The sequence below is a fragment of the Bradyrhizobium sp. genome, assembly GCF_017881085.1.
In the GTDB taxonomy this organism is placed as follows: Bacteria; Pseudomonadota; Alphaproteobacteria; order Rhizobiales; family Xanthobacteraceae; genus Bradyrhizobium.
This window is the reverse complement of record NZ_JADGRI010000016.1, coordinates 1-21,979: the sequence shown is the minus strand read 5'-3', so window position 1 is coordinate 21,979 and position 21,979 is coordinate 1. Positions and strand designations below refer to the sequence as shown.

The window sequence follows — 21,979 nt, the reverse complement described above, 5'->3', positions numbered from 1 at the left end:
GCTTCTCTCAATCGGGCAAGCGTTATCGCGGTCATTCTGGTCTTCGAATATGCCCGAGGGCAAGATTTCGCCGGCGCGTTCGGCGTGTTCACTTTGTCGCAGGCAACGTCAACTTGTCGCAGGCCGTGGAAGCCTGCGCACAGCGAATTATCAGCCGCCAAGCGAGAAACCGCGCGAAACCGGCAGCCGTTTGCAGCATGCAGCAAGACGTGAATCGCTCGGGCGGCAGCGACCTCGCGCGATTGATAGCGCGCGTCGAAACGTCGCGCGGTGCAATGGACTCAATAAAACAGCCCCGCACACCGGGGCCATTTCCAAATCGCTGGAACCGTGCGCTCGGGGCGGTACGGCCTTGGCCGATTAAACGTTGGAGCGGGGGATGTCGCCGTTGCGGATCGTCATCTCCGCGTAAGCCAACAGCAGGCGGTCGATCGCCGCGAACAGGCGGCCAAACGGGGTGCTGGAGGGGGCGAACGAGATGGAAGCAGTCCTGGACATTGAATTCCCTTTCCTGGAGGGCGGCCAACCGCCGCCTCATCGTCTGAAGGGAGACTATGTATACCAGATGCCAGTGACAACGGATTTGTTTGCATAGCAGCATTTTTGATATTGCATCGCAATATAGGGCGATTTGAATTCGCTATGGCAGATGTAAAGATTAAAGAAAAAGGCCGCCCAGATTGGCGGCCCTCGAATTCTGCCAACAAACGTGGGTTACTCTGCCGCCTGCTTGCGCGGCGGGTCGAGCGCGCCGGAATCGTGAATTTCCGCGACCTGATGGTCGCTGAAGCCCAGAACCTGGCGCAGGATCTCGTCAGTATGTTCGCCGAGCAGCGGCGACCGCAACACGTCGGACGGGCTGTCCGAAAGCTTGATCGGATTGCCGACCGACAGGTATTTGCCGCGGGTAGGGTGATCGACCTCCACCACGGTGCCGGTGGCGCGCAGCGACTGATCTTCCGCCAGTTCCTTCATGGAAAGGATCGGACCGCAGGGGATATCGTCCTTGTTGAGAATCTCCATCGCCTCGAACTTGGTCTTGGTCATGGTCCATTGCTCGACGCGCGCGAAGATTTCGTTGAGGCGCGTCAGCCGGGCAGGGGGTTTGGCGTAGTCGGGATGGGTCTTCCAGCCGGGCTCGCCGATCACGTCGCAGATCTTCTCCCAGACCGGCGCCTGGGTGATGAAGTAGAGGTAGGCATTGGGATCGGTCTCCCAACCCTTGCACTTCAGGATGCGGCCCGGCTGACCGCCGCCGGAATCGTTGCCGGCGCGCGGCACAGCGTCGCCGAACGGAATGCCTTCGCCGTACTGGCTGTATTCCTTGAGCGGACCGTGCGCGAGCCGCTGCTGATCGCGCAGCTTGACGCGCGCCAGATTCAGCACACCGTCCTGCATCGCGGCGGTGACCTTCTGTCCACGTCCGGTCACCGTGCGCTGGTAAAGCGCGGTGACGATGCCGAGCGCCAGATGCAGGCCGGTGCCGCTGTCGCCGATCTGCGCGCCGGTGACCAGCGGCAGTCCGTCGCGGAAGCCGGTCGTCGACGCCGCGCCGCCGGTGCACTGCGCGACGTTCTCGTAGACCTTGCAGTCTTCGTAGGGGCCGGGGCCGAAGCCCTTGATCGACGCCACGATCATCTTCGGGTTGATGCTCTGGATCTTCTCCCAGGGAAATCCCATGCGGTCGAGCACGCCGGGGCCGAAATTCTCCACCAGCACGTCGCATGTCTTGATCAGCGCGGTGAGGACTTCCTTGCCCTTCGGGTTCTTGGTGTCGAGCGTGATCGAGCGCTTGTTGTGGTTGAGCATGGTGAAATACAGGCTGTCGACATTCGGAATGTCCTGCAGCTGACCGCGGGTGATGTCGCCGACGCCGGGGCGTTCGACCTTGATCACGTCGGCGCCGAACCACGCCAGCAATTGCGTGCAGGTCGGTCCAGACTGGACGTGGGTGAAATCGAGAATGCGAACGCCGGTCAGCGCCTTGGTCATCGTGTTGCTCCGTCTCGTATCTGATCCTGCACGGGCAGGAAGGAATGGGGGCGGGGCCGTGGCCCCGCGGATCTATGGCCGTTATTTCTTCTTCAGGACGCTTTGCGGGTTGAGGTTGCCGATGCGGCCGCTCTCGGAGCCGGCCGCCGGGTCGATCACCGCGTTGATGAGCGTCGGCTTGCCGGAGTCCATCGCCGCATTGACGGCGCGCTTCAGCTCATCCGGCGAAGTCGCGTTGACGCCGACGCCGCCGAAGGCTTCCATCATCTTGTCGTAGCGCGAGCCCTTCACGAACACCGTCGTCGCCGGATCGGCGCCGGCCGAATTGACGTCGGTGCCGCGATAGATGCCGTTGTTGTTGAAGATGACGATGCAGATCGGCAGATTGTAGCGGCAGATGGTCTCGACCTCCATGCCGGAGAAACCGAAAGCGCTGTCGCCTTCGACCGCCAGCACCGGCTTGCCGGTCTCGACCGCTGCGGCAATTGCCGAGCCCATGCCGACCCCCATCACGCCCCAGGTGCCGACGTCGAGACGCTTGCGCGGCTGGTGCATGTCGATGACGCCGCGCGCGAGGTCGAGTGTGTTGGCGCCTTCGTTGATCAGGATGGCGTCGGGCCGTTCCTTGATGATGGTGCGGAGAACGCCGAGCGCGCCGTGATAATCCATCGGCGAGTTGTTGTTCATCAGACGCGGCGCCATTTTCGCGACATTGTCGTCGCGCTTGGTCTTGACGGAATTGAGCCAGTCCGCCGGCGGCGCCGGCCAGCTGCCGCCCATCGCATCGAGCAGGGCGGCGACGCAGGAGCCGATATCGCCGACCAGAGGAGCGGCGATTTCGACATTGGAGTCCATTTCCCTGGGCTCGATGTCGACCTGGATGAATTTCTTAGGCTGATCGCCCCAGGTCTTGCCCTTGCCGTGCGACAACAGCCAGTTGAGGCGTGCGCCGACCAGCATCACGACGTCGGCATCCTTCAGCACGGTCGAACGCGCCGCGCCAGCGCATTGCGGATGCAAATCGGGCAGCAGGCCCTTGGCCATGCTCATCGGCAGGAATGGCGCGCCGCTCTTTTCGACGAAGCTCCTGATCGCGTCGTCGGCCTGCGCATAGGCCGCGCCCTTGCCGAGAATGATCAGCGGGCGTTTTGCGCTCTTCAGCACGTCGAGCGCCCGCTTGACCGCGCTCGGGGCGGGGATCTGCGCTGGCGCCGGGTCGATCACCTTGACCAGCGACTTTCTGCCGGCCTCCGCGTTCATCACCTGCCCGAACAGTTTCGCCGGCAGGTCGAGATAGACGCCGCCGGGACGGCCCGAGACGGCGGCGCGGATCGCGCGTGCGAAACCGATGCCGATGTCGGCGGCATGCAGCACGCGGAACGCCGCCTTGCAGAGCGGCTTTGCGACCGCGAGCTGATCCATCTCTTCATAGTCGCCCTGCTGCAGGTCGACGATCTCGCGCTCGGACGAGCCGGAGACCAGGATCATCGGGAAGCAGTTGGTGGTGGCGTGGGCCAGCGCGGTCAGGCCGTTGAGGAAGCCGGGCGCCGAGACGGTGAGGCAGATTCCGGGTTTCTTGGTGAGGAAACCCGCGATGGCCGCAGCGTAGCCGGCGTTCTGCTCGTGGCGGAACGAAAGCACGCGGATGCCTTCGGCCTGCATCATGCGGCCGAGGTCGGTGATCGGGATGCCGGGCACACCGTAGACCGTGTTGAGGCCGTTGAGCTTGAGCGCATCGATGACCAGATGAAAGCCATCCGTCAGTTCCTGCTGGGCGTCCGTCGCCTCGTTCTTGGTCGCGGTGTTCAGCATCGGGGTGGTCTCCCTGGTCGTTTCTTGGCGAGACGAGTTCGTCGCCTTTAATCATTGCCCAAAACAACGGGCTGTCGTGGTTAGAACAGTTCCTGCCCGTGGGCTTCGACATAAGCGGCGAGGCCCAGCGTGTGATCGCGCGCGCGCTTCTCTGCGAGCTCGGTGTCACGCTCCTCGAGCGCTTCGATCATGGCCAGATGCTCGGGCAGCGACACCGCGGTGCGGTCCGTCCGCCCGATCGTCAATTGCCGGTAACCGCGCACATGCAGCAGGATGTCGTTGGTCATATCGACCAGCGTCGGCGACTCGCTGAGCGAGATCAGCGCCTGGTGGAAGGCGATATTGGCCTTCGAATATTCATCGACGTGGTCCTGCGGCAGGCGATCCTTGCCGAAATTCTTGAAGAAGTCGCGCAGCGCCGAGATGTCCTTCTTGCGCGCGGTGGTCGTGATCAGCCGCGCCGCCATGCTCTCGAGCGCCGCCCAGGCCCGGATCATGTCGACGATCTCGTTCTTGGTCCGACGCACGACGATGATGCCGCGGCGAGGCACGGTCTTGACGAAGCCGTCCTGCTCCAGCATCGCGATCGCCTCGCGGATCGGGGTACGGCTGACGCCGAGGCGCTCCGACAGCGCGCGCTCGTCGAGCATGACCGGTTCCGGCGTCGCATAGATGTCCATCTTGAGGATGGCTTCCTTCAAGGCTTCATAGGCCTTGTTCTTGAAGCTCGTCTCCGGGGCAATTCGGACGATTGCGATTTCTGCCTCGGCCATGGTGGGCGGCGCCTTGGTTTGTTTCCGTAAATTCACGACTGATCTCCTCCGTGGGAGACGTCTTTGTAGCAGAACACTATGCAAATTATTTTTGGCATACCAAATGCCAGAATGTCAAGTTACCCATGTTTTCAGCACTTCCGGCCGCTGCCGCGCCTTGACAAGTTCGTTTCTGGCATACCAAATGCCAAAACGAAACCATCAGCGGTCGCAATGAACGTTTGCGGTGGACGCGGACCCGCGTTTGCCACGGGAATACCGATTGAGAGCGCAGGTCGATGCGGTCTGATGCCGCGTGTGTCGCCGCCATGAAAAAATAGACGTCAAGGAGGAAGCCAATGTCGAATTCCAAAGATGCGGTCCGCAAGATCCTCGATTCCGTCAAGGCGGACAAACGCACGAGTCTGACGGCGCCGGAAGGCAAGCTGGTGTGCGATGCCTACGGCATTCCGGTACCGAAGGAAGGCGTGGCGAAATCGGCAGCCGAGGCGGCCAAGATCGCGACCGACATGGGCTTCCCGGTCGTGATGAAGATCGTCTCGCCGGATATTCTGCACAAGACCGAGGCCGGTGGCGTGATGGTGGGCGTCAAGACCGCCGCGGACGTCGAAAAGAATTACGCGACCATCCTGGCGAACGCCAAGAAGTACAAGGCCGACGCCAAGATCGAAGGCATCCAGGTCCAGCAGATGCTGGCCGGCGGCACCGAGGTCATCGTCGGCTCCATCACCGACGGCTCGTTCGGCAAGCTGGTGGCCTTCGGCCTCGGCGGCGTGCTGGTCGAGATCCTGAAGGATGTCACCTTCCGCCTCGCTCCTGCCACCAAGGACGACGCCTTGTCGATGCTCGACGGCATCCAGGCCCATGACATGCTGAAGGGCGTACGCGGCGGCGACCCGGTCAGCCGCGATGCGCTGGCCGATATCATCGTCAAGGTATCGCAGCTCGTCAGCGACTTCCCGGAAATCGTCGAACTCGATCTCAACCCGGTATTCGCCACCAAGAAGGACGCCATCGCCGCCGACGTGCGCATCGTCGTGGACTTCGACTACAAGCCGCGCCCGGCGCCGCGTCCGACCGCGGAAATCGTCACCGCGATGAACCGCATCATGCAGCCGAAGGCGGTTGCCGTGATCGGCGCCTCCACCGAAGACGGCAAGATCGGCAATTCGGTGATGAAGAACCTGATCAACGGCGGCTACAAGGGCGACATCTATCCGATCCACCCGAAGGCAGCCGAGATCCTGGGCTACAAGGCCTACAAGAGCGTCAAGGACGTACCGGGCGTGATCGATACCGCGGTGTTTGCGATCCCCGCGAAATTCGTCGCCGGCGCGCTGATCGAGTGCGGCGAGAAGAAGATTCCCGGCGCCGTCCTGATTCCGTCGGGCTTTGCCGAAGCCGGCGCGCCCGAACTGCAGGCCGAAATCGTCGAGATCGGCAAGAAGTACGATGTTCGCCTGATGGGGCCGAATATCTACGGCTTCTATTATACGCCCGCCAATCTCTGCGCCACCTTCTGCACGGCCTACGACGTCAAGGGCCATGCGGCGCTGTCGTCGCAGTCCGGCGGCATCGGCATGGCGATCATCGGCTTCTCGCGTTCGGCCAAGATGGGCGTCTCGGCAATCGTCGGTCTCGGCAACAAGTCGGATATCGACGAGGACGATCTGCTCGCCTTCTTCGAGCAGGACCCGAACACGACCATCATCGCCCAGCACTGCGAAGACCTGAAAGACGGCCGCGCCTTCGCCGAAGCCGCCAAGCGCGTCTCCAAGAAGAAGCCCGTGGTGGTGCTCAAGGCCGGCCGCACCTCGGCCGGCGCCAAGGCGGCCTCGTCGCATACCGGCGCGCTCGCCGGCAACGACAAGATCTACGAGGACGTGCTCAAGCAGTCCGGCGTGATCCGCGCCCGCAGCTTGAGACAATTGCTCGAATTCGCGCGCGGCATCCCGGTGCTGCCGACCCCGAAGGGCGAGAACGTGCTGATCATCACCGGCGCGGGCGGCTCGGGCGTGCTGTTGTCCGACTCGGTGGTCGACAACGGCCTGTCGCTGATGGCGATGCCGCCGGACCTCGATGCTGCGTTTCGCAAGTTCATCCCGCCGTTCGGCGCCGCCGGCAACCCGGTCGACATCACCGGCGGCGAGCCGCCGATCACCTACGTCAACACCGTCAAGCTCGGCCTGTCGGACGATCGTATCCATTCGCTGATCCTCGGCTACTGGCACACCATCGTCACGCCGCCGATGGTGTTCGCCCGCAACATGGTCGAGGTGAAGAAGGAGATGGAGGCCAAGGGCTTCGTGAAGCCGATCGTCGCCTCGCTCGCCGGCGACGTCGAGGTCGAGGAGGCCGCCGAATATCTCTACCAGAACGGCATCCCGGCCTATGCCTACTCGACCGAACTGCCGGTCGAAGTGCTCGGCGCCAAGTACAAATGGGCGCGCGGCGCGGGGCTGCTGTAACGCTTCAGACGAACAGCGCTGCTCAAATGCCGTCCGGTAGCTCCGGGCGGCATTTTTGTTGATGCCTGTGCGATAGGAACCGGATCGAAACTTGCGGCGATGAAGCGGCTGGAGTCGTCACGCGGCGTTGATGACAAGAACATACAGGACGAAGGCCGCGATCGAGGCGAATGGCAGGGCGATCCCGCCGGCGAAGGACAGCCGTTCGAGTTCGATGGTTTGGCTGCTGGTGAGATAGCGCTGCAGCGCAAACAGCAGGAACGGAATGCCGATCAGGAATGATTGCAGATATATGGCCAAGCCGAGACCAGTCAGGATCCCGATCCAAGCTGCGATCAGCGCCGACTTCCGGCTCACCGAACCGATAAGCGCATTGAGGATCAGCCCGCCATCGAGAGGATAGATCGGCAACAGGTTGACGGCATTGATGACGGCAAACACGTCCGCTGCCTGCCCTAGACGAATGTCGCCGGTCGCCCTGTACATGGCGAAGAGGCCAAGCGTCGGAATGAGGCTCAAAGCTGGCCCCATCAGCGCGACGAAGCCGAGCCGGCCCTCGGTCCGATAGGCTGTCCTGGGGACGGCGGCACCGCCAAAGAACGGAATGAGGTAGATGCCACGCACGCCGACGCCGACCATCAGCATCGCCGCAACATGTCCGGCCTCGTGTACGACGGTGACGGTCGAAAGCAGCAGCCCCAACTTCCAGCCGAACAGATACCAGAAGCTCAAGAGAGCCGCAATCGACAGAACCAATCCATGGTTGCCGAGAGCCGCGAGACGGCTGTGGGTGCCTGCGTCCTTTTCGCATTGCTGCTTCGTCAGGTGCGCCATTCGGCGCAGGCCGATCGGAAAGACGATGCGGTCGCGGAAGGAGCGTGCCGTCAACTCGCCAAACACCGTGAGCGCCGTTCCGTCCAGCGTCGCCTCGACCAAAAGCCCGGTTTCGACATCGCGGCCGCCCTCGGGCGGCGCAGCTAGCGGGTGCGCCACCATCTCCGAGCGACTGATCCCTTTCACCTCGTCGCGCTCAAGGTCGCGCGAGACATTCTGCGCCCGAGGTTGGCCATCGAGGGCGAGACGTGTCAGCCAAAGGTCAGCGCTGTCGGGCACGGGTTCGCGCGAAAACTCCATGACCGGCGGTCCATCGAATACCATGTGGTCGGCCGTACTGAGTCGCCACACGGCCTCGCGCGGTGCATTGACGATAACTGTGAATTTAAAGTGCAATCGATTGCGCGCCCTCAACACGTCGACGAACCCCAGCAAGGCATAGAAGGCAAGGCGCATTAGCTCGATTGGCAATGTCAGCAGTGCGAGCATGCAAAGCCTTCAAGTGGGCACGGAAGGCCGGCGTCAGCGGCCCAGCTGCGCACGGACTCACGGAAGCATTGGGAGACTTATTGAACGAGGTTCGTGTCTTTCAGACTGGCATACAACGTTAACATGCATTGTTTCGATGAAGCAATCCAGTCGACGAGGTCAGGCGAGCCTGCGATCACAGCTCTTCGCGCACGCCCATGCCGAGCATGAAACGTTCGCGGATCTGCACGGGATCCCGGCGGGTGGCGCCGACGCCCGGCTTGTCGTCGATGCGCACGCCGATCAGCGTTGGCTCGGACGCCGACAGGGATCGATCGACCAGCCGCTCGAAATCGTCTTCGTCGGCCGCCCAGGCGCTGTTCGAAAGTCCGCAGCCGACCGCGACCGCCACCAGATCCGATACCGCGGCGGCCGGCGTCGGCTGCGCTCCGGTGATTTGGTAGACGCCGTTGTCCATCACGACCATGGTCAGGTTCTTTGGCCCCAGCGTCGCGATGGTCGCAAGACACCCCAGCTGCATCAACAGCGAGCCGTCGCCCTCCAGCGCGAAGACACGGCGCTCCGGCTGGGCCAGCGCGACGCCGAGCGCGATCGGGAAAGCCAGGCCCATACTGCCCAGCATGTAGAAATTCTGCGGGCGGTGGCCGGCGCCCCACAGGTCGAAATTGGTATTGCCAATGCCGCCGATCACGGCCTCTTCGTTCTTAAGCTTGGCGACCAGCCGCGAGGTCAGATCGGACCGGTTCATGATCTTGGTGTTGCGGGCAGGGGTGTCGGCTGCGGTGTTCATGGCTGCGCTCACTTGTCGAACACTTTGCCGCCGGTCAACAGCGGCGACAGGATCAGCGCCACCGGCGCCTGCGTGGTGACGGCCTGCTTGATCGAGCGGTCGACGATGAATTCGAACTCGTCGAGCCGGGTACAGGTGTGATGTTCCACCGCCAGCGAGTCGAGCACCGGCCGCATGGTGCGGCAGACCAGCGATTGCCCGTAGTTGAATTCGCCGAGCGTGCCGCGCTCGGAGACGAACATGATCAGCGGAATCTGATAGGGGACCGCGAGCGAGGCCAGCACATTGGCGAGCGTCGCAAAGCCCGAGGTCTGCATCAGCACCGCGCCCTTCATGCCGGCCATCCACGCCCCGGCGATGATGCCGACGGCCTCTTCCTCGCGCGCGGTGGGGAAGCAGGTGAAGAACGGGTCGGCGTGGATGCTCCTGATCAGCGTCGTCAGCACGCGGTCGGGAACGTAGGGCACCAGCCGGATGTCGTTGCGCTTGAGGGTTTGCAGCACCACCTCGTGCCAGCTCTTCTGCTGAGCGATCTGGGACGAGGTCTGTTCAGCGGCAGCCGCCATCGAATTCTCCCTTGCTGCGCGACGATCTTCGTTCGCGACATGATCGCGGCCGTCTTGAATTGAGGCGCCGAAACTTGACGCGATCTCCCGGAGATCGCCCATCATACTGACGAGGCGCCGAAACTTGACGCGATCTCCGGGATTGTCAACATGTCCGGACCGTAGCCGTGATCTGCGCCTGATGGCGATGCCATTCGCGGTCCGGCGTGCGATATGAGAAGTAACAAGAAATCGGGAGGGATGCCTTGAACAGGTGGTTCCGGATGGTTGTCGCGGCGATGGCGACGGTTGGCGCGGGCGGAATGGCGTCGGCGCAATCGCCGTTTCCCTCGAAACCCGTGCATATTTACGTACCCTATGCCGCCGGCGGCGGCGTCGACATCCTCGCGCGCACGCTGGGCGATGTGGTCTCCCGGCAATGGGGCCAGGGTGTCGTCGTCGAAAACCGCCCCGGCGCCGGCGGCGTGGTCGCCTCGCAGGCGCTCGCGGCGGCGCCACCCGACGGCTACACCCTGATTGTCGTTGCCAGCGGTCACGCCACCAATCCCTTCCTGTATGAAAAGCTTCCCTACGACACCTTCAAGGATTTCACGCCGATCTCGCTGCTGGCATCCTCCCCGAATATCCTGCTAGTAAAGGCCGACTCTCCATTCAAGACGCTGGCCGATCTGATCGCGGCGGCAAAGGCAAGACCCGGGAGCCTGGCGTATGGCCATGCCGGCAACGGAACATCGACGCATCTCGCCGGTGAACTCCTGAAGAATCTGGCCGGGATCAACCTCAACGCCATTCCGTACAAAGGCGGCACGCCCGCCATCAACGACCTCCTGGGCGGGCAAATCCCGATGTCGTTCAATAACGGCCCGGAATCGGTCGGCCAGCTCGCGGCCGGCAGTGTTCGTGCGCTTGCGGTCACGACCGCGTCGCGGGCGTCGTTCCTGCCCGACGTTCCCAGCATGGCCGAGACCGTGCCGGGCTATGACACCGAGGTGTGGTGGGGGCTGCTCGGACCGGCCGGCATGCCGCCCGATCTCGTCGCCAAGCTGTCGCATGATTTCGTCGCGGCGCTGAATACCGATTCCGTCACGCAGCGCCTGAGCAAGCTCGGCGCGTCGCCGATCGGCAGTTCGCCTGGGGAATTCGACGCCAAGATTCACGCCGACTACGACAAATGGGGGCCGATCATCAAGGCCGCCGGCATGAAGGCCGAATGAACCAGATGATACCCGCCTGCCTTGCGCCGCGCGACGTCAGCCGTCCGAACGTGCCACCGCCGCCAAATGCCTGCGATACGCACGCCCATGTGTTCGGACCCGCGTCGCGTTTCCCTTATGCCGACGATCGCAGCTACACGCCGCCGGACGCGCCGCTGGAAAAATATCTGGGCATGCTCGATCGAACAGGCTTTGCGCGCGGCGTATTGGTGCAGGGCAGCGCGCATGGCCGCGACAATTCCGCGATGCTGGACGCGCTCAGGCAACGGCCGGACCGTCTGCGCGGCGTCGCGGTGGCTGACAGCGACGTCTCGCCGGCGGTCCTGCGCGAATGGAATCGAATCGGCGTCCGCGGCTTGCGCTTCAATCATTTCTTTCGGGACGGTCAATTGCACTATCGCGGCGGCGTGCCGCTACAGGCGGCCGAGAAGCTTGCGCCCGTGATGGCCGAACTCGGATGGCATCTTCAGCTCTGGATCGACGTGAAGGATCTGCCCGAGACGATACCGGTCCTGCAAGCATTGAGCCTGCCGGTGGTGATCGATCACATGGGCCGTACTGACGCCCGCGCCGGCACCGCTACGGCAGGTTTCCAGAGCCTGTTGCGCGCGGTCGCCGACGGCTGGTGCTGGGCGAAACTGTCCGGCGCCCATCGCCTCAGCCGGAATGCGCCCGATTATCCCGATGCGCGGCCGTTTCATGAGGCGCTGGTGCGGGCCAATCCGGAACGGCTGGTGTGGGGCGGCGACTGGCCCCATCCGCGCGTCGAGGGCGAGATGCCCGATGCCGGGCACCTGTTCGAATTGTTTCAGATGTGGACGCCGGACTTGCCGACGCAGCACCGCATCCTCGTGGCCAATCCCGCAAAGCTCTATGGTTTTTCGAACTGAAAGTGCCCTCAACGATGTCCGTCAACAACAAGCGCGTCTTCTATGTCAAGTATCTGGCGAACCAGATCTATGCTGACATTCTCAAGGCGCGGCCCGACGTGCGGCTCGACCGGCTGGAGAACGAAAGCCCTGAAGACATCTCGGCCCCGATTCTTTCTGCCGCGCACGCCTATCAGATCGGGGCTGCGCGCGATGAGCTCGCGCCTCACTTTCACGTCCATGCCGACCTGCTGCGCCGCGCGCCGAACCTGTTGATCGTCTCAAGCAACGGCGCGGGCTATGACCCCGTCGATGTCGAGGCCTGCACGGCGGCGGGCGTGCTGGTGGTCAATCAGTCCGGCGGCAACGCGCATTCGGTGGCTGAACACGCGCTGGGGATGCTGCTGACGCTGTCGAAGCGCATCATCCAGGCCGACCGCGCGCTGCGGCGCCAGGCGAATGTCGACCGCAACGCCCTGATGGGCACGGAAGTCCAGGGCAAGACCATCGGCATCGTCGGGCTCGGCAATGTCGGGCGCCGCATCGCCGCGCTGTGCCGGGGCCTGCTCGGCATGAACGTGTTGGCCTACGATCCCTATCTCTCGGCCACCGAGATGGCCGAGCGCGGCGGCGAGAAGGTCACGCTGGAGGAGCTGCTGCGGCGTTCGGACTACGTCTCGATCTCCTGTCCACTGACAAAAGAGAGCCACGGCATGATCGGCGCGCGCGAATTCGCGTCCATGCAGAAGCATGCCTATTTCATCACCACGGCGCGGGGTTTCATCCACGACGAGGCTGCGCTGGCCGAGGCGCTGCGCAACAGGCAGATTGCCGGCGCGGGCCTCGACGTTTGGGCCAAGGAGCCGCCGCCGCCGGACCATCCGCTGCTGCAGTTCGACAACGTGCTGGCGAGCCCGCACACGGCCGGCGTCACGAAGGAGGCGCGCGAGAACATGGGCCGGATCGCCGCCGAGCAGATGCTCGACGCGCTCGACGGCAAGCGGCCGCCGCGCATCATCAACCCGGAAGTCTGGGGCGACTACGCCAACCGCTTCCAGCGGACGTTTGGATTTGCGCCGGGCTAGGTGCGCCGGAGCAATTGCCAAAGCGCGTGCGTGGACCGGCGTTGGCGATGGAAAAGCAGGGCGCCGGCGAGCACGCGGCCCGCCGGCGTCGCAGTCCTCAGTTCCATGCGCTTTCGTCCGTTCGCAATTGCTGCGCGAGGCCGGCCAGATCGCATTGTCTCCGAATCTCGACGGATTTAGCGGAGAAGATTTCGGTCGTTGCCGGCTCGATCTCGGCAATGAATCTACTGCGAGGTCCAGACCGGACGATGCACGCGTTGCTATTTTCGCAGGCGTCTCGACAGGCCCATCGAGCGGGACCATTTTCCGAGAGCGCCTGATTTGCGGAACGACAATTCCGCCGGCGCTGAAGGAGCTGGCGAATGCGACAATTGCGTTCATTGCTGCGTAGGACGCCGTCCCGGCTTCGACGCCGTATCGCGGAGATCGTCGCTATCGCGGCCGCCAGCCTCCCGGCCGCCGGCGCGTAACCGCACTGCTCAGCCGACCAACGCTGCCGCCGCGGCCTGCGCGTCCGGAACCACGTCGTGATCGTAGAGCCGCTTGCGAAAGGCGGCGTGCGCGGTGATCTCGGCGTCTCTCACCCCCAGATCGGAATAGGCGGAATCATAGCGCAGCCCGTTCTCGCGCGCGCCGCGCTGCACCTGCGCCACGCGTTCCCGGCGCAGCTGTTCGTAGGCGAGCAGGGCGGAGGGCGCGGTCGTGGCGTCCGCGCGCGCCAGGATCGTTGCGAGTGCGATGCCGTCTTCGATCGATTGATTGGCGCCTTGTCCGAGATGCGGAAGCATCGGATGCGCGGCATCGCCGAGCAGGCTCAGTCGCTGCTTGGTCCAGACCGGCAGCGGCTCGCGATCATAGAGCGCCCAACGGAACGTAGTCCGAACTTCGCCTAACAATTGATGGATGCGCGGGTCCCATCCCGCGAAGGCCTGGCGCAGCACCTCGGGATCGCCGGGCGCCGTCCAGGATTCCTTCATCTCCTCGTCGGTCGGCACGAACCCGACATAGTTGATCAGCTTTCCGGCGCGGACGGGAAAGGCGAGGAAGTGCCGGCCCTTGCCAAGCCACATCTGCCAGCGGTCGGTCGGCCAATCCGGCACGCGCTCATGCGCCACAAGGCCCCGGTAGGCGACCGATCCCGAAAACACCGGCTGGGACGCAGCGAACACATAGGGCCGAAGCTCCGAATGGATGCCGTCCGCGGCGATGACGATGTCGGCCTCGGCGGAGGCGCCATTGGCGAACGACACCCGGGCGAGCTTGCCGTCCTGATCGAAACCCGTGGCGCGATGCCCGGGATGAACGGTGCCGGGGGGCAGGGCGCCCGCCAGCATCTCCACGAGATCGGCGCGGTGCATTCCGAACGTCGCGTTCCAGCCGGCGGAGTCCGTGACCTGGACCGGCGCGATCGGCGCCCCGTCGTGGCGGAAGTAGTGGGAACCGTGGCCGACACGCGCTCCCCATTTTTCCACCGCCGGTTCCAGTCCGATCCGCTGCAGATGCCGCACGCTGTTGGGGGTGAGAAACACGCCGGCGCCGACTTCACCGATTGCGGGCGCCTGCTCGTAGATCGCAACCTGCAGGCCCTGCGCCTTTAGCGCGTTGGCAGCGAACAGGCCGCCGATACCGCCTCCCACGATCACGACATTCAGAGGGGATCGCACCATTCAACTCCTTGTCACGAGCGGCTGAAAAGCGGGCCTGCGTGGTTGTACTCTCACACAGACCAAGGCATTTTGCCATCAAGCACGGTCCAGCCGTGGAAAAATCGGGGAAGGAATCTGATGTCCGGCGCCTGCACCCAGCTTTTGGTTTTGGCCGGCCGAACCGCCGCCGCATTGGCGCTCTTGTTCGTTCTGTCGGCGCCGTCAGCCACACCGGCGCGGGCCGCGGACTATCCGGACCGGCCGGTCAGGATCATCGTCCCCTTCGCCGCCGGCGGCACCGCCGATGCGGTCCCGCGGCTGGTCGCGGACTGGCTGTCGCGCAAATGGGGCCAGCCGGTGATCATCGAGAACCGCACGGGAGCGGCGGGCAACATCGGCGCCGAATTCGTCTATCACGCAACTCCGGACGGTTACACGCTGCTTTCGTGCCCGCCGCCGCCGCTGGTGATCAACCAGAATCTCTATCCACAGCTCGGCTTCGAGCCAGCGAAATTCGAGCCCATTATCGTGATGGCCCATGTGCCGAACGCGTTGATCGTCAATCCGAAGAAAATCACGGCCTCCAGCGTGCCCGAGCTCATCGAGTACCTGAAAAAGAACCCCGAGCAGATGACGGCGGCCACCCAGGGCAACGGCACGACCTCCCACCTCACGGCAGAACTTTTCCAGGTGATGGCGAAGGTGAAGTTGCGTTCGATTCCCTATCGGGGATCGGCGCCGGCGCTCCAGGGTCTGCTCGCCGGCGACGTCGACCTGATGTTCGACAATCTCGGTGTTTCCCTGCCGCTGGTCGAGGCCGGCAATCTCAAGCTGCTCGCCGTGGCCTCGAGCCGGCGCCTGCCGTCGCTTCCGGATGTGCCGACCATCGCCGAAACCCTGCCGGGCTTCGAGGCGGTGGCCTGGTACGCGATCGCCGCGCCCCCGGCCACGCCGAAAAGCATCACCGAAAAGATCAATGCCGATGTGAATGAAGCCCTGCGCCAGCCCGAAATCCAGGAGCGCCTGAAGAAATTGTCGGCGGAGACCTTTGGCGGTTCCACAGCGAAGGCCGCCAGCTACATGCGGCAAGAGGTCGATCGGTGGGGTAGCGTCATCAAGGCTGCGGATATCAAGCTGCAATGATCCGGACCGGCGGCCGCGCCAGCAGACCGAAGACGGCGGCATGCTGCGGAGAATTATGCAGGTTTTGATATCGCTCAAAACCCTTTCCGTGCCATGAATTAGAGGAGGGGTGGCGGGGCGCTATCGACGCTGCAGGAGGTTCCATGTCGCGATATGTCGTTCGGTTCCTGAAGGACGTGCTGGGCGAGAACGGCCGGCAGGCCGAGGTCTGCCAGGGCACGCTGGAAGTCGACGCTTCAAGCGAGGGAGACGCCACGGAACTCGCCAAGCAGAAATTCTGCGAGGCGCAGGCCCTGCGCGACTGGTCGCTGCACGCCGACCGGATTCATGTCAGGAACGCAGACTTCCCGTCCTGAACCGTCCAATTCGAACTCACGCAGCCAGCGGTCCCTCGATTGGCGGGGAGGAAAGGCCGAGGCTTTCGGCGACGGCCTTGTTGGTGATGCGGCCATGGTGAACGTTCAGGCCGGCGCGCAGATGCGGGTTCTGCGTCACCGCTGCGAAGCCTTGGCTTGCCAGGGCGAGGCCGAACGGCAGCGTCGCGTTGTTGAGCGCATGGCTCGAGGTGAGGGGAACCGCACCCGGCATATTCGCCACGCAGTAGTGGATGATCCCGTCGACTTCGTAAGTGGGATCGGCATGCGTGGTCGCGTGCGAGGTCTCGAAGCAGCCGCCCTGATCGATCGCGACGTCGACCAGCACCGCACCCTTCTGCATCGATTTCAGCATTGCGCGGGTGACCAGCTTCGGCGCGCTGGCGCCGGGGACGAGCACCGCGCCGATCACGACATCGGCGACGAAAACTTCCTGCTCGACCGCCTCTGTCGTGGAGAACCGCGTGCGCGCCCGCCCCTCGAACAGCTCGTCGAGCTCGCGCAGCCTCGGGATTGAACGATCCAGGATCGTGACTTCGGCGCCGAGCCCGACCGCCATCCGCGCCGCATGCGTGCCGACGACCCCGCCGCCGAGCACCACGACCCGGGCCGGAACCACGCCCGGCACGCCGCCAAGCAGAATGCCGCGGCCGCCGGCGCTGCGCTTCAAGGCCGAGCCTGCGGCTTCGATGGAAAGCCTGCCTGCGACTTCGCTCATGGGAGCAAGCAGGGGCAGGCCACCCCTGGCGTCCGTGACCGTCTCATAGGCGACCGCGGTGCAGCCGGACGCCATCAGGCCGCGTGCCTGCTCCGGATCCGGCGCCAGATGCAGATAGGTGAAGAGAATCTGGCCTTCGCGGAGCACCGACCATTCGCGCGGCTGCGGCTCCTTGACCTTCACGATCATGTCGCAGGTCGCGAAGATCTCGGCCGCGCTGTCGGCGATGACGGCGCCGGCCTTGCGGTAGGTCTCGTCGCCGGCGCCGATCCCCGCGCCGGCGTTGGTCTCGACGACCACGGTGTGGCCGGCGGCCACATATTCGCGCACAGCACCCGGCGTGAGACCGACGCGGTATTCGTGGACCTTGATCTCCTTCGGCACTCCGACGCGCATGGCTGGGCTCTCCCGGTTCGAAAACGTGTCGTTAATCCTAGGGCAGATTCGGGTTTGAAACCTTGCGATCTAGCTGCTCTAATCCGGTTTGTCGCCGGAAACCGGCAGGAATCTGTCTCGTCGCGCAGGAATCAAAACCAATGAAGCTCGACCAGTTCGATACGGCCATCCTGTCGGAACTCACGCTCAATGCCCGGGCAAGCCAGGTCGATCTCGCCGAGCGCGTCGGACTCTCCTCTACCGCGATCGCCCGGCGGCAGAAGGTGCTGGAGGAGGAAGGCTTCATCCGCGGCTATCAGGCCGTGCTGGATCTGGCGCGCTTCGGACTTTCCACCACCGTGCTGGTCAGGGTCACGCTCGAGAGCCAGAACGAGGACGCGCTGAAATCGTTCGAGGCCGCCGTCATCAACTGTCCGTCAGTGGTGCGGTGTTTCCTGATGTCCGGCAGCGACGACTACATCGTCATCGTCATGGCGCAGGATATCGAGGATTTCGAGCGCATCCACCGCACCGAACTGTCGCGACTGCCACGGGTGGCGCGAATCCAGTCGAGCTTTGCGATGCGCGAGGTGGTCAACCGCGCGGTGCCGCCGGTGATCTTCGGCACGTCGCGAAGACAACGATCCGGTCAGGCCGCGCGGTAGCCGAGCGGGTCGGCTGGATGGTGTTGCCCTGACAGGCGGCATCGCCTAGTTAGGGATGCTCACCCATCGCCCCAGGATGCCGCTACGTGACCGACAGTCAGTCTCATCCGCAATTCTCGCTCGCCAAGGACAAGATCCGGGTTCTGCTGCTCGAAGGCGTCAACGACAGCGCCGTGGATACGATGACCACCGCCGGCTATCCCAGCGTGACGCGTCTGTCGAAGGCCCTCGATGGGGATGCGCTGAAGGAAGCCATCAAGGGCGTGCATCTGCTCGGCATCCGGTCGCGCACCCAGATCACCGCAGACGTTCTCGAAGCCGCGGACAGGCTGATCGCGATAGGATGCTTCAGCGTCGGCACCAACCAGGTGGATGTCGACGCCTCCAGACGGAACGGGATTCCGGTCTTCAATGCGCCTTTCTCCAATACGCGAAGCGTGGCGGAACTGGTGATCGGCGAGATTGTCTTTCTGTTGCGCCGGATTGTTGCGCGATCCAATGCCGCGCACCAGGGCCAGTGGGACAAGTCCGCCACCGACAGCCACGAGGTCAGGGGCAAGACGCTCGGCATCATCGGTTACGGCAACATCGGCTCGCAACTCTCATATCTCGCCGAAGCGATGGGCATGAGGGTGGTGTTCTACGACCACACCGACAAGCTTCGCCACGGCAACACCGAGCCGACCGCCAGCCTGCATGAACTGCTGGCGCAGAGCGACGTCGTCAGCATGCATGTGCCGGAAACGGCGGCGACGCACGGAATGATCGGGCGCGCCGAGATCCAGGCGATGAAGCCGGGCGCCTATTTCATCAATAACAGCCGCGGCACGGTCGTCGACCTCGACGCACTCGCCGACGCCCTGCGCGAGGGCAGGCTGCGCGGCGCCGCGGTCGACGTCTTTCCGGTCGAGCCCGGTTCGAACAAGGAACGATTCACGTCGCCGCTGCAGGGGCTGGACAACGTCATCCTGACGCCGCACGTCGGAGGCTCGACCGAGGAGGCGCAGGAGCGCATCGGCGCCGAAGTCGCACGCAAGCTCGTCGACTACAGCGATACGGGATCGACGATGGGCGCGGTCAACTTTCCGCTGGCGCAATTGCCGCCGCGACCGGCGGGCACGCGATTTATCCAGGTGCAGCGCAACCTGCCGGGCATGCTCGGACGCCTGAACGAAGTGTTCGCGCGTCACGCCGTCAATATCGCGGCTCAATACTACGAGACCCACGCCGACGTCGGCTATGTGGTGCTGGACGCGGACGCCTCGGCGGCGGACGGCCAGCGCGTTCTCGCCGACATCAGGTCGCTGGAAGGAACGATCCGCGCCCGATTGCTGTATGAACATAAGGCTTGAGCTGGTGCCGGACAGCAGCTTCGTCAGGGCCACGACATAGTGCGGATTGTCGTTGGCGTTGAGGACCTTCAACCGATCGATGGATGCGGCGATCGGTTGCAGTCGATATCACTCTCGCCCGACCCGGGGTGGAGAGAGCACGATACCCAATGCACAAGAGAGTTGTCGGTACCGACGGAAGTCACGCATCGCCGGGCTTTGAAGATGCCGGCCCGTTCGGCATTCCAGGGCATGCTCCGATCGACGCGAGCAGGTTCTGGGCCGCGCGATCGAGCCCGCCCCAGGCGCAAGCTCTCGCAGGCGCGCCGCATGCTTCGCCGCCGCATGGTTCGCCAACGGCAAGCTTTTCGACCGACGACTTCCCGGAGCAAGATCGCGTGGCCATGTGGCGCGAGTGCTTCGGACGCATGGCGCTTCGGGTGGAGATCGAGCCCACCGAAGAACGCCCCTTCGAGGCCTGCCTGACCTCGCAAACTCTGCCCGGATTGCATTTGCTGCTGAGCAAGTTGCCGGCCGCCCGCATCACCCGCACCCGAGAGCTCATCGCGGACGGCAATGATGATTTCTTCTTCGTGGTTAACCGAACAGGCAGTATGGCCGTTTGCGCACGCGGGGGTGAGGTGCTGCTGCGCGAAGGGGACGCTCTGCTGATGAGCGCCGACGAGGTTACGGTCTTCGAACGCCGCTCCGGCGGCGAAACGCTCCTGCTGCGAATCCCGCGCTCGATTCTATCGTCGCTCGTCGTGGATATCGATGCCGCCACCATGCACCGTGTCGCGCGACAATCCAAAGCCCTCGCGCTGTTGACAGGCTATTCGACAAAATTGTTCGACGAACAATCGCCGGCCACGCCCCAGCTTCGGCATCTCGTCGTCAGCCACGTCTATGATCTGGCTGCGTTCACCCTTGATACAACGCACGATGCCGCGGGCGCGGCAAAGGTTCGAGGCGTGCCCGCCGCCCGGCTGAGAGCCGCCAAGACCTACGTCTCCGAGAATAGCAGCCGGCGAGACCTTTCGATAAGCACGGTAGCCGCTCATCTCGGGGTAACCCCGCGCTATCTTCAGCGACTCTTTGAAGCTGATGGCAAGACTTTTTCGATGTGGTTGCTAAATCAACGTCTCATCCGCGCGCATCGAATGCTGTGTCGGTCGCAATTCGCCGAACAGGCCGTGAGCGCGATCGCCTACGGCGTCGGCTTCGGCGATGTCTCATATTTCAATCGCTGCTTCCGTAAATTGTTCAACGCGACCCCCAGGGACGTGAGAGAGAACGCATTGAAATGAACGTCGGCCATGACCGTCGTTTTGGCGCCTGTCCCGCTCTCTTTGCCGCCGGCTCGGCGATCCCTACAGAAAACCGTCGGTTTCAAAGCTGCCTGACCGGCAAACCTCAGGCAGCAGGTTAGCCCATGCTCGGAACCACGAAACTTCCGAACCTCATTGAAGAAATCTACGATGCAGCGCTTGAGCCGGCGTTGTGGAATAACGTCGTCGCCAGCATCAACGATTTCGTTGGGGGCCAGGCTTGCGGGGTGATTTCGAAGGATACGATGAGCCAATCCGGGCTCACTTATTATTATTGCGGTGTCGATCCTCACTACATCCAGCTTTATTCGGACACCCACGCCAGATACGATCACCTCACGGTCTTGCCGCCCCTCGGGCAGGTCGTGAGTATTCCGGACCTCCTGCATTATGACGAATACCGTCAGGGCCCTTTCTACCAGGAGTGGCTGCGACCGCAGGGCTGCGTCGACATCGCCAACGTCGTGCTGGAAAAGTCGAGCTCGAATTCTGCGGTTCTGCTTGCGGTCCTTTCCGGCGCGCGCATGGTCGACGACGAAATGCGGCGGCGGATTGCGCTCATCGTGCCCCATGCCCACCGGGCGCTGCGGATCAACCAGGCGATCGATTCCAGCCGGTCAACAGCCGCGACATTTTCGGATGCGCTGGATGGTCTTAGCGCCGGCATTTTCCTGCTCGATGCCGGCGGCCGGATCGTCCATGCGAACGCGGCCGGCGGTGAGATGCTCGGTGCGGAGGATTTTCTGTGCTCCGTCAACGGCCAGCTCGTCACCCGCAACGGGCAAGCCAACCAGGCCTTGCGCGAAATCTTCGCGGGCAACGCCGTCGCGCTGGGTGTCAAGGGCATTTCGCTGCCGTTGATCGCGCATGACGGCGAGCGCTACGTCGCGCATCTGTTGCCCCTGACGGCGGCGGCGCGGGCGGCCACCGGCGCGACCTATGGGGCCGTCGCCGCGCTGTTCGTTCGAAAGGTGGCGCTTGACATCCCCGGCGGCGAACTTCTCGCGCGTGCTTTCCATTTGACGCCGGCCGAGCTGCGCGTCCTGCTGGCGCTAAGCGAGGTCGGCGGAGTGGCGGCCGTTGCCAACGCCGTCGGCATATCGGAGGCCACCGTCAAGACCCACCTTCAGCGGCTGTTTGCGAAAACCGGAACCAACCGGCAAATCGACCTCGTCAAGCTGATTTTGGCGCACGCAAGTCCGCTGCGACAAGCCACCTGAGGCACCACCACCGTTGCCGTTATGCCACGTTGCCGGGCTTTCGGCCTCCCGGCCCCGGTATTCGGCGTCCTGTCAACCGGCCGGTTGACGCGCGCATCGCGGCTTTCAACCAAAAGTACCTTCGTCATCGAGTCGTGTCGGACGGAGACTGGTCTTGAAAATCGCAATTCCCGCCGGCGTTGGCGACAAATCCGGCGCGCGGATGACAACAGGCCTGGCCGGTCCGAACGCGAACCTGCCGCGACACGCCATGATGCTGGGACTGCTGCTCGCATCATGTGCGGCGG

At 63.7% G+C, this 21,979-nt stretch carries 19 protein-coding genes; 10 read left to right on the top strand and 9 right to left on the bottom strand.

All coding sequences use genetic code 11. The annotated features are described in order from the left end of the window. Nucleotides 1-360 precede the first annotated feature (360 nt). The 4 genes from QZ213_RS03105 to QZ213_RS03090 form a co-directional block, all read right to left on the bottom strand. Entirely contained in the window at nt 361-498 is a 138-nt protein-coding gene (locus QZ213_RS03105; RefSeq protein ID WP_291684584.1) for a hypothetical protein, read from the bottom strand. 216 nt (nt 499-714) lie between these two features. Continuing rightward, a complete protein-coding gene (gene frc / locus QZ213_RS03100) occupies nt 715-1,992 on the bottom strand; it encodes a formyl-CoA transferase (RefSeq protein WP_291684583.1) in 1,278 nt (425 codons plus the stop codon). Between the two features lie 81 nt (nt 1,993-2,073). Beyond that, nucleotides 2,074-3,804, bottom strand: a complete 1,731-nt coding sequence (gene oxc / locus QZ213_RS03095) for an oxalyl-CoA decarboxylase (protein ID WP_291684582.1) — start codon at nt 3,802-3,804, stop codon at nt 2,074-2,076. An 80-nt stretch (nt 3,805-3,884) separates the two neighbouring features. After that, on the bottom strand, nt 3,885-4,613 hold the full coding sequence (locus tag QZ213_RS03090; RefSeq protein WP_291684581.1) for a GntR family transcriptional regulator: 729 nt from the start codon (nt 4,611-4,613) through the stop codon (nt 3,885-3,887). Between the two features lie 302 nt (nt 4,614-4,915). Between QZ213_RS03090 and QZ213_RS03085 the strand changes: the two genes are divergently transcribed. Beyond that, a complete protein-coding gene (locus tag QZ213_RS03085; protein ID WP_291684580.1) occupies nt 4,916-7,045 on the top strand; it encodes an acetate--CoA ligase family protein in 2,130 nt (709 codons plus the stop codon). A gap of 117 nt (nt 7,046-7,162) precedes the next feature. On the opposite strand, the gene QZ213_RS03080 is transcribed toward QZ213_RS03085, so the two are convergent. From QZ213_RS03080 to QZ213_RS03070, 3 genes are all read right to left on the bottom strand, one after another. Further along, complete coding sequence (locus QZ213_RS03080) at nt 7,163-8,368, bottom strand: hypothetical protein (RefSeq protein WP_291684579.1); 1,206 nt, start codon at nt 8,366-8,368, stop codon at nt 7,163-7,165. 175 nt (nt 8,369-8,543) lie between these two features. Beyond that, entirely contained in the window at nt 8,544-9,158 is a 615-nt protein-coding gene (locus QZ213_RS03075; protein WP_291684578.1) for a thiamine pyrophosphate-dependent enzyme, read from the bottom strand. A gap of 8 nt (nt 9,159-9,166) precedes the next feature. Further along, nucleotides 9,167-9,724, bottom strand: a complete 558-nt coding sequence (locus QZ213_RS03070) for a thiamine pyrophosphate-binding protein (RefSeq protein WP_291684577.1) — start codon at nt 9,722-9,724, stop codon at nt 9,167-9,169. Between the two features lie 245 nt (nt 9,725-9,969). Here QZ213_RS03070 and QZ213_RS03065 point away from each other — a divergent pair, with 245 nt between their 5' ends. From QZ213_RS03065 to QZ213_RS03055, 3 genes are read left to right on the top strand one after another with little or no spacing between them, the layout of a single operon-like run. Further along, nucleotides 9,970-10,938, top strand: coding sequence for a tripartite tricarboxylate transporter substrate binding protein (locus tag QZ213_RS03065; protein ID WP_291684576.1), 969 nt, complete (start codon nt 9,970-9,972; stop codon nt 10,936-10,938). Continuing rightward, nucleotides 10,935-11,828: an amidohydrolase family protein gene (locus QZ213_RS03060; protein ID WP_291684575.1), complete on the top strand. Its 894-nt coding sequence runs from the start codon at nt 10,935-10,937 to the stop codon at nt 11,826-11,828. Before QZ213_RS03065 ends, QZ213_RS03060 begins: the two co-directional genes overlap by 4 nt. Before the next feature lie 14 nt (nt 11,829-11,842). Continuing rightward, nucleotides 11,843-12,892, top strand: a complete 1,050-nt coding sequence (locus QZ213_RS03055; protein ID WP_291684574.1) for a hydroxyacid dehydrogenase — start codon at nt 11,843-11,845, stop codon at nt 12,890-12,892. 479 nt (nt 12,893-13,371) lie between these two features. Here the strand turns inward: QZ213_RS03055 and QZ213_RS03050 are convergent, their stop codons facing one another. Continuing rightward, on the bottom strand, nt 13,372-14,556 hold the full coding sequence (locus QZ213_RS03050; RefSeq protein WP_291684573.1) for an FAD-dependent monooxygenase: 1,185 nt from the start codon (nt 14,554-14,556) through the stop codon (nt 13,372-13,374). A 120-nt stretch (nt 14,557-14,676) separates the two neighbouring features. On the opposite strand from QZ213_RS03050, the gene QZ213_RS03045 reads away from it, so the two are divergent. Together QZ213_RS03045 and QZ213_RS03040 are read left to right on the top strand one after the other, a co-directional pair. Next, nucleotides 14,677-15,681 carry a tripartite tricarboxylate transporter substrate binding protein gene (locus QZ213_RS03045; RefSeq protein WP_291684572.1) on the top strand — a complete coding sequence of 335 codons (1,005 nt, stop codon included), beginning with the start codon at nt 14,677-14,679 and terminating at the stop codon, nt 15,679-15,681. Nucleotides 15,682-15,824: 143 nt separating this feature from the next. Further along, entirely contained in the window at nt 15,825-16,037 is a 213-nt protein-coding gene (locus tag QZ213_RS03040) for a hypothetical protein (RefSeq protein WP_291684571.1), read from the top strand. Between the two features lie 16 nt (nt 16,038-16,053). Here QZ213_RS03040 and ald read toward each other — a convergent pair whose 3' ends face one another. Then, a complete protein-coding gene (ald, locus tag QZ213_RS03035) occupies nt 16,054-17,169 on the bottom strand; it encodes an alanine dehydrogenase (protein WP_291684570.1) in 1,116 nt (371 codons plus the stop codon). Nucleotides 17,170-17,309: 140 nt separating this feature from the next. Between ald and QZ213_RS03030 the strand changes: the two genes are divergently transcribed. The 4 genes from QZ213_RS03030 to QZ213_RS03015 all read left to right on the top strand — a co-directional run bounded on the left by QZ213_RS03030 (nt 17,310) and on the right by QZ213_RS03015 (nt 21,692). Beyond that, a complete protein-coding gene (locus QZ213_RS03030) occupies nt 17,310-17,813 on the top strand; it encodes an Lrp/AsnC family transcriptional regulator (protein ID WP_291684569.1) in 504 nt (167 codons plus the stop codon). 86 nt (nt 17,814-17,899) lie between these two features. Beyond that, the gene (gene serA / locus QZ213_RS03025) at nt 17,900-19,165 is read left to right on the top strand and encodes a phosphoglycerate dehydrogenase (protein ID WP_291684568.1); all 1,266 of its coding nucleotides are present in this window, start codon (nt 17,900-17,902) and stop codon (nt 19,163-19,165) included. A 149-nt stretch (nt 19,166-19,314) separates the two neighbouring features. After that, on the top strand, nt 19,315-20,451 hold the full coding sequence (locus QZ213_RS03020; RefSeq protein ID WP_291684567.1) for an AraC family transcriptional regulator: 1,137 nt from the start codon (nt 19,315-19,317) through the stop codon (nt 20,449-20,451). A gap of 125 nt (nt 20,452-20,576) precedes the next feature. Further along, on the top strand, nt 20,577-21,692 hold the full coding sequence (locus QZ213_RS03015) for a helix-turn-helix transcriptional regulator (RefSeq protein ID WP_291684566.1): 1,116 nt from the start codon (nt 20,577-20,579) through the stop codon (nt 21,690-21,692). The last annotated feature ends 287 nt before the right edge of the window (nt 21,693-21,979 follow it).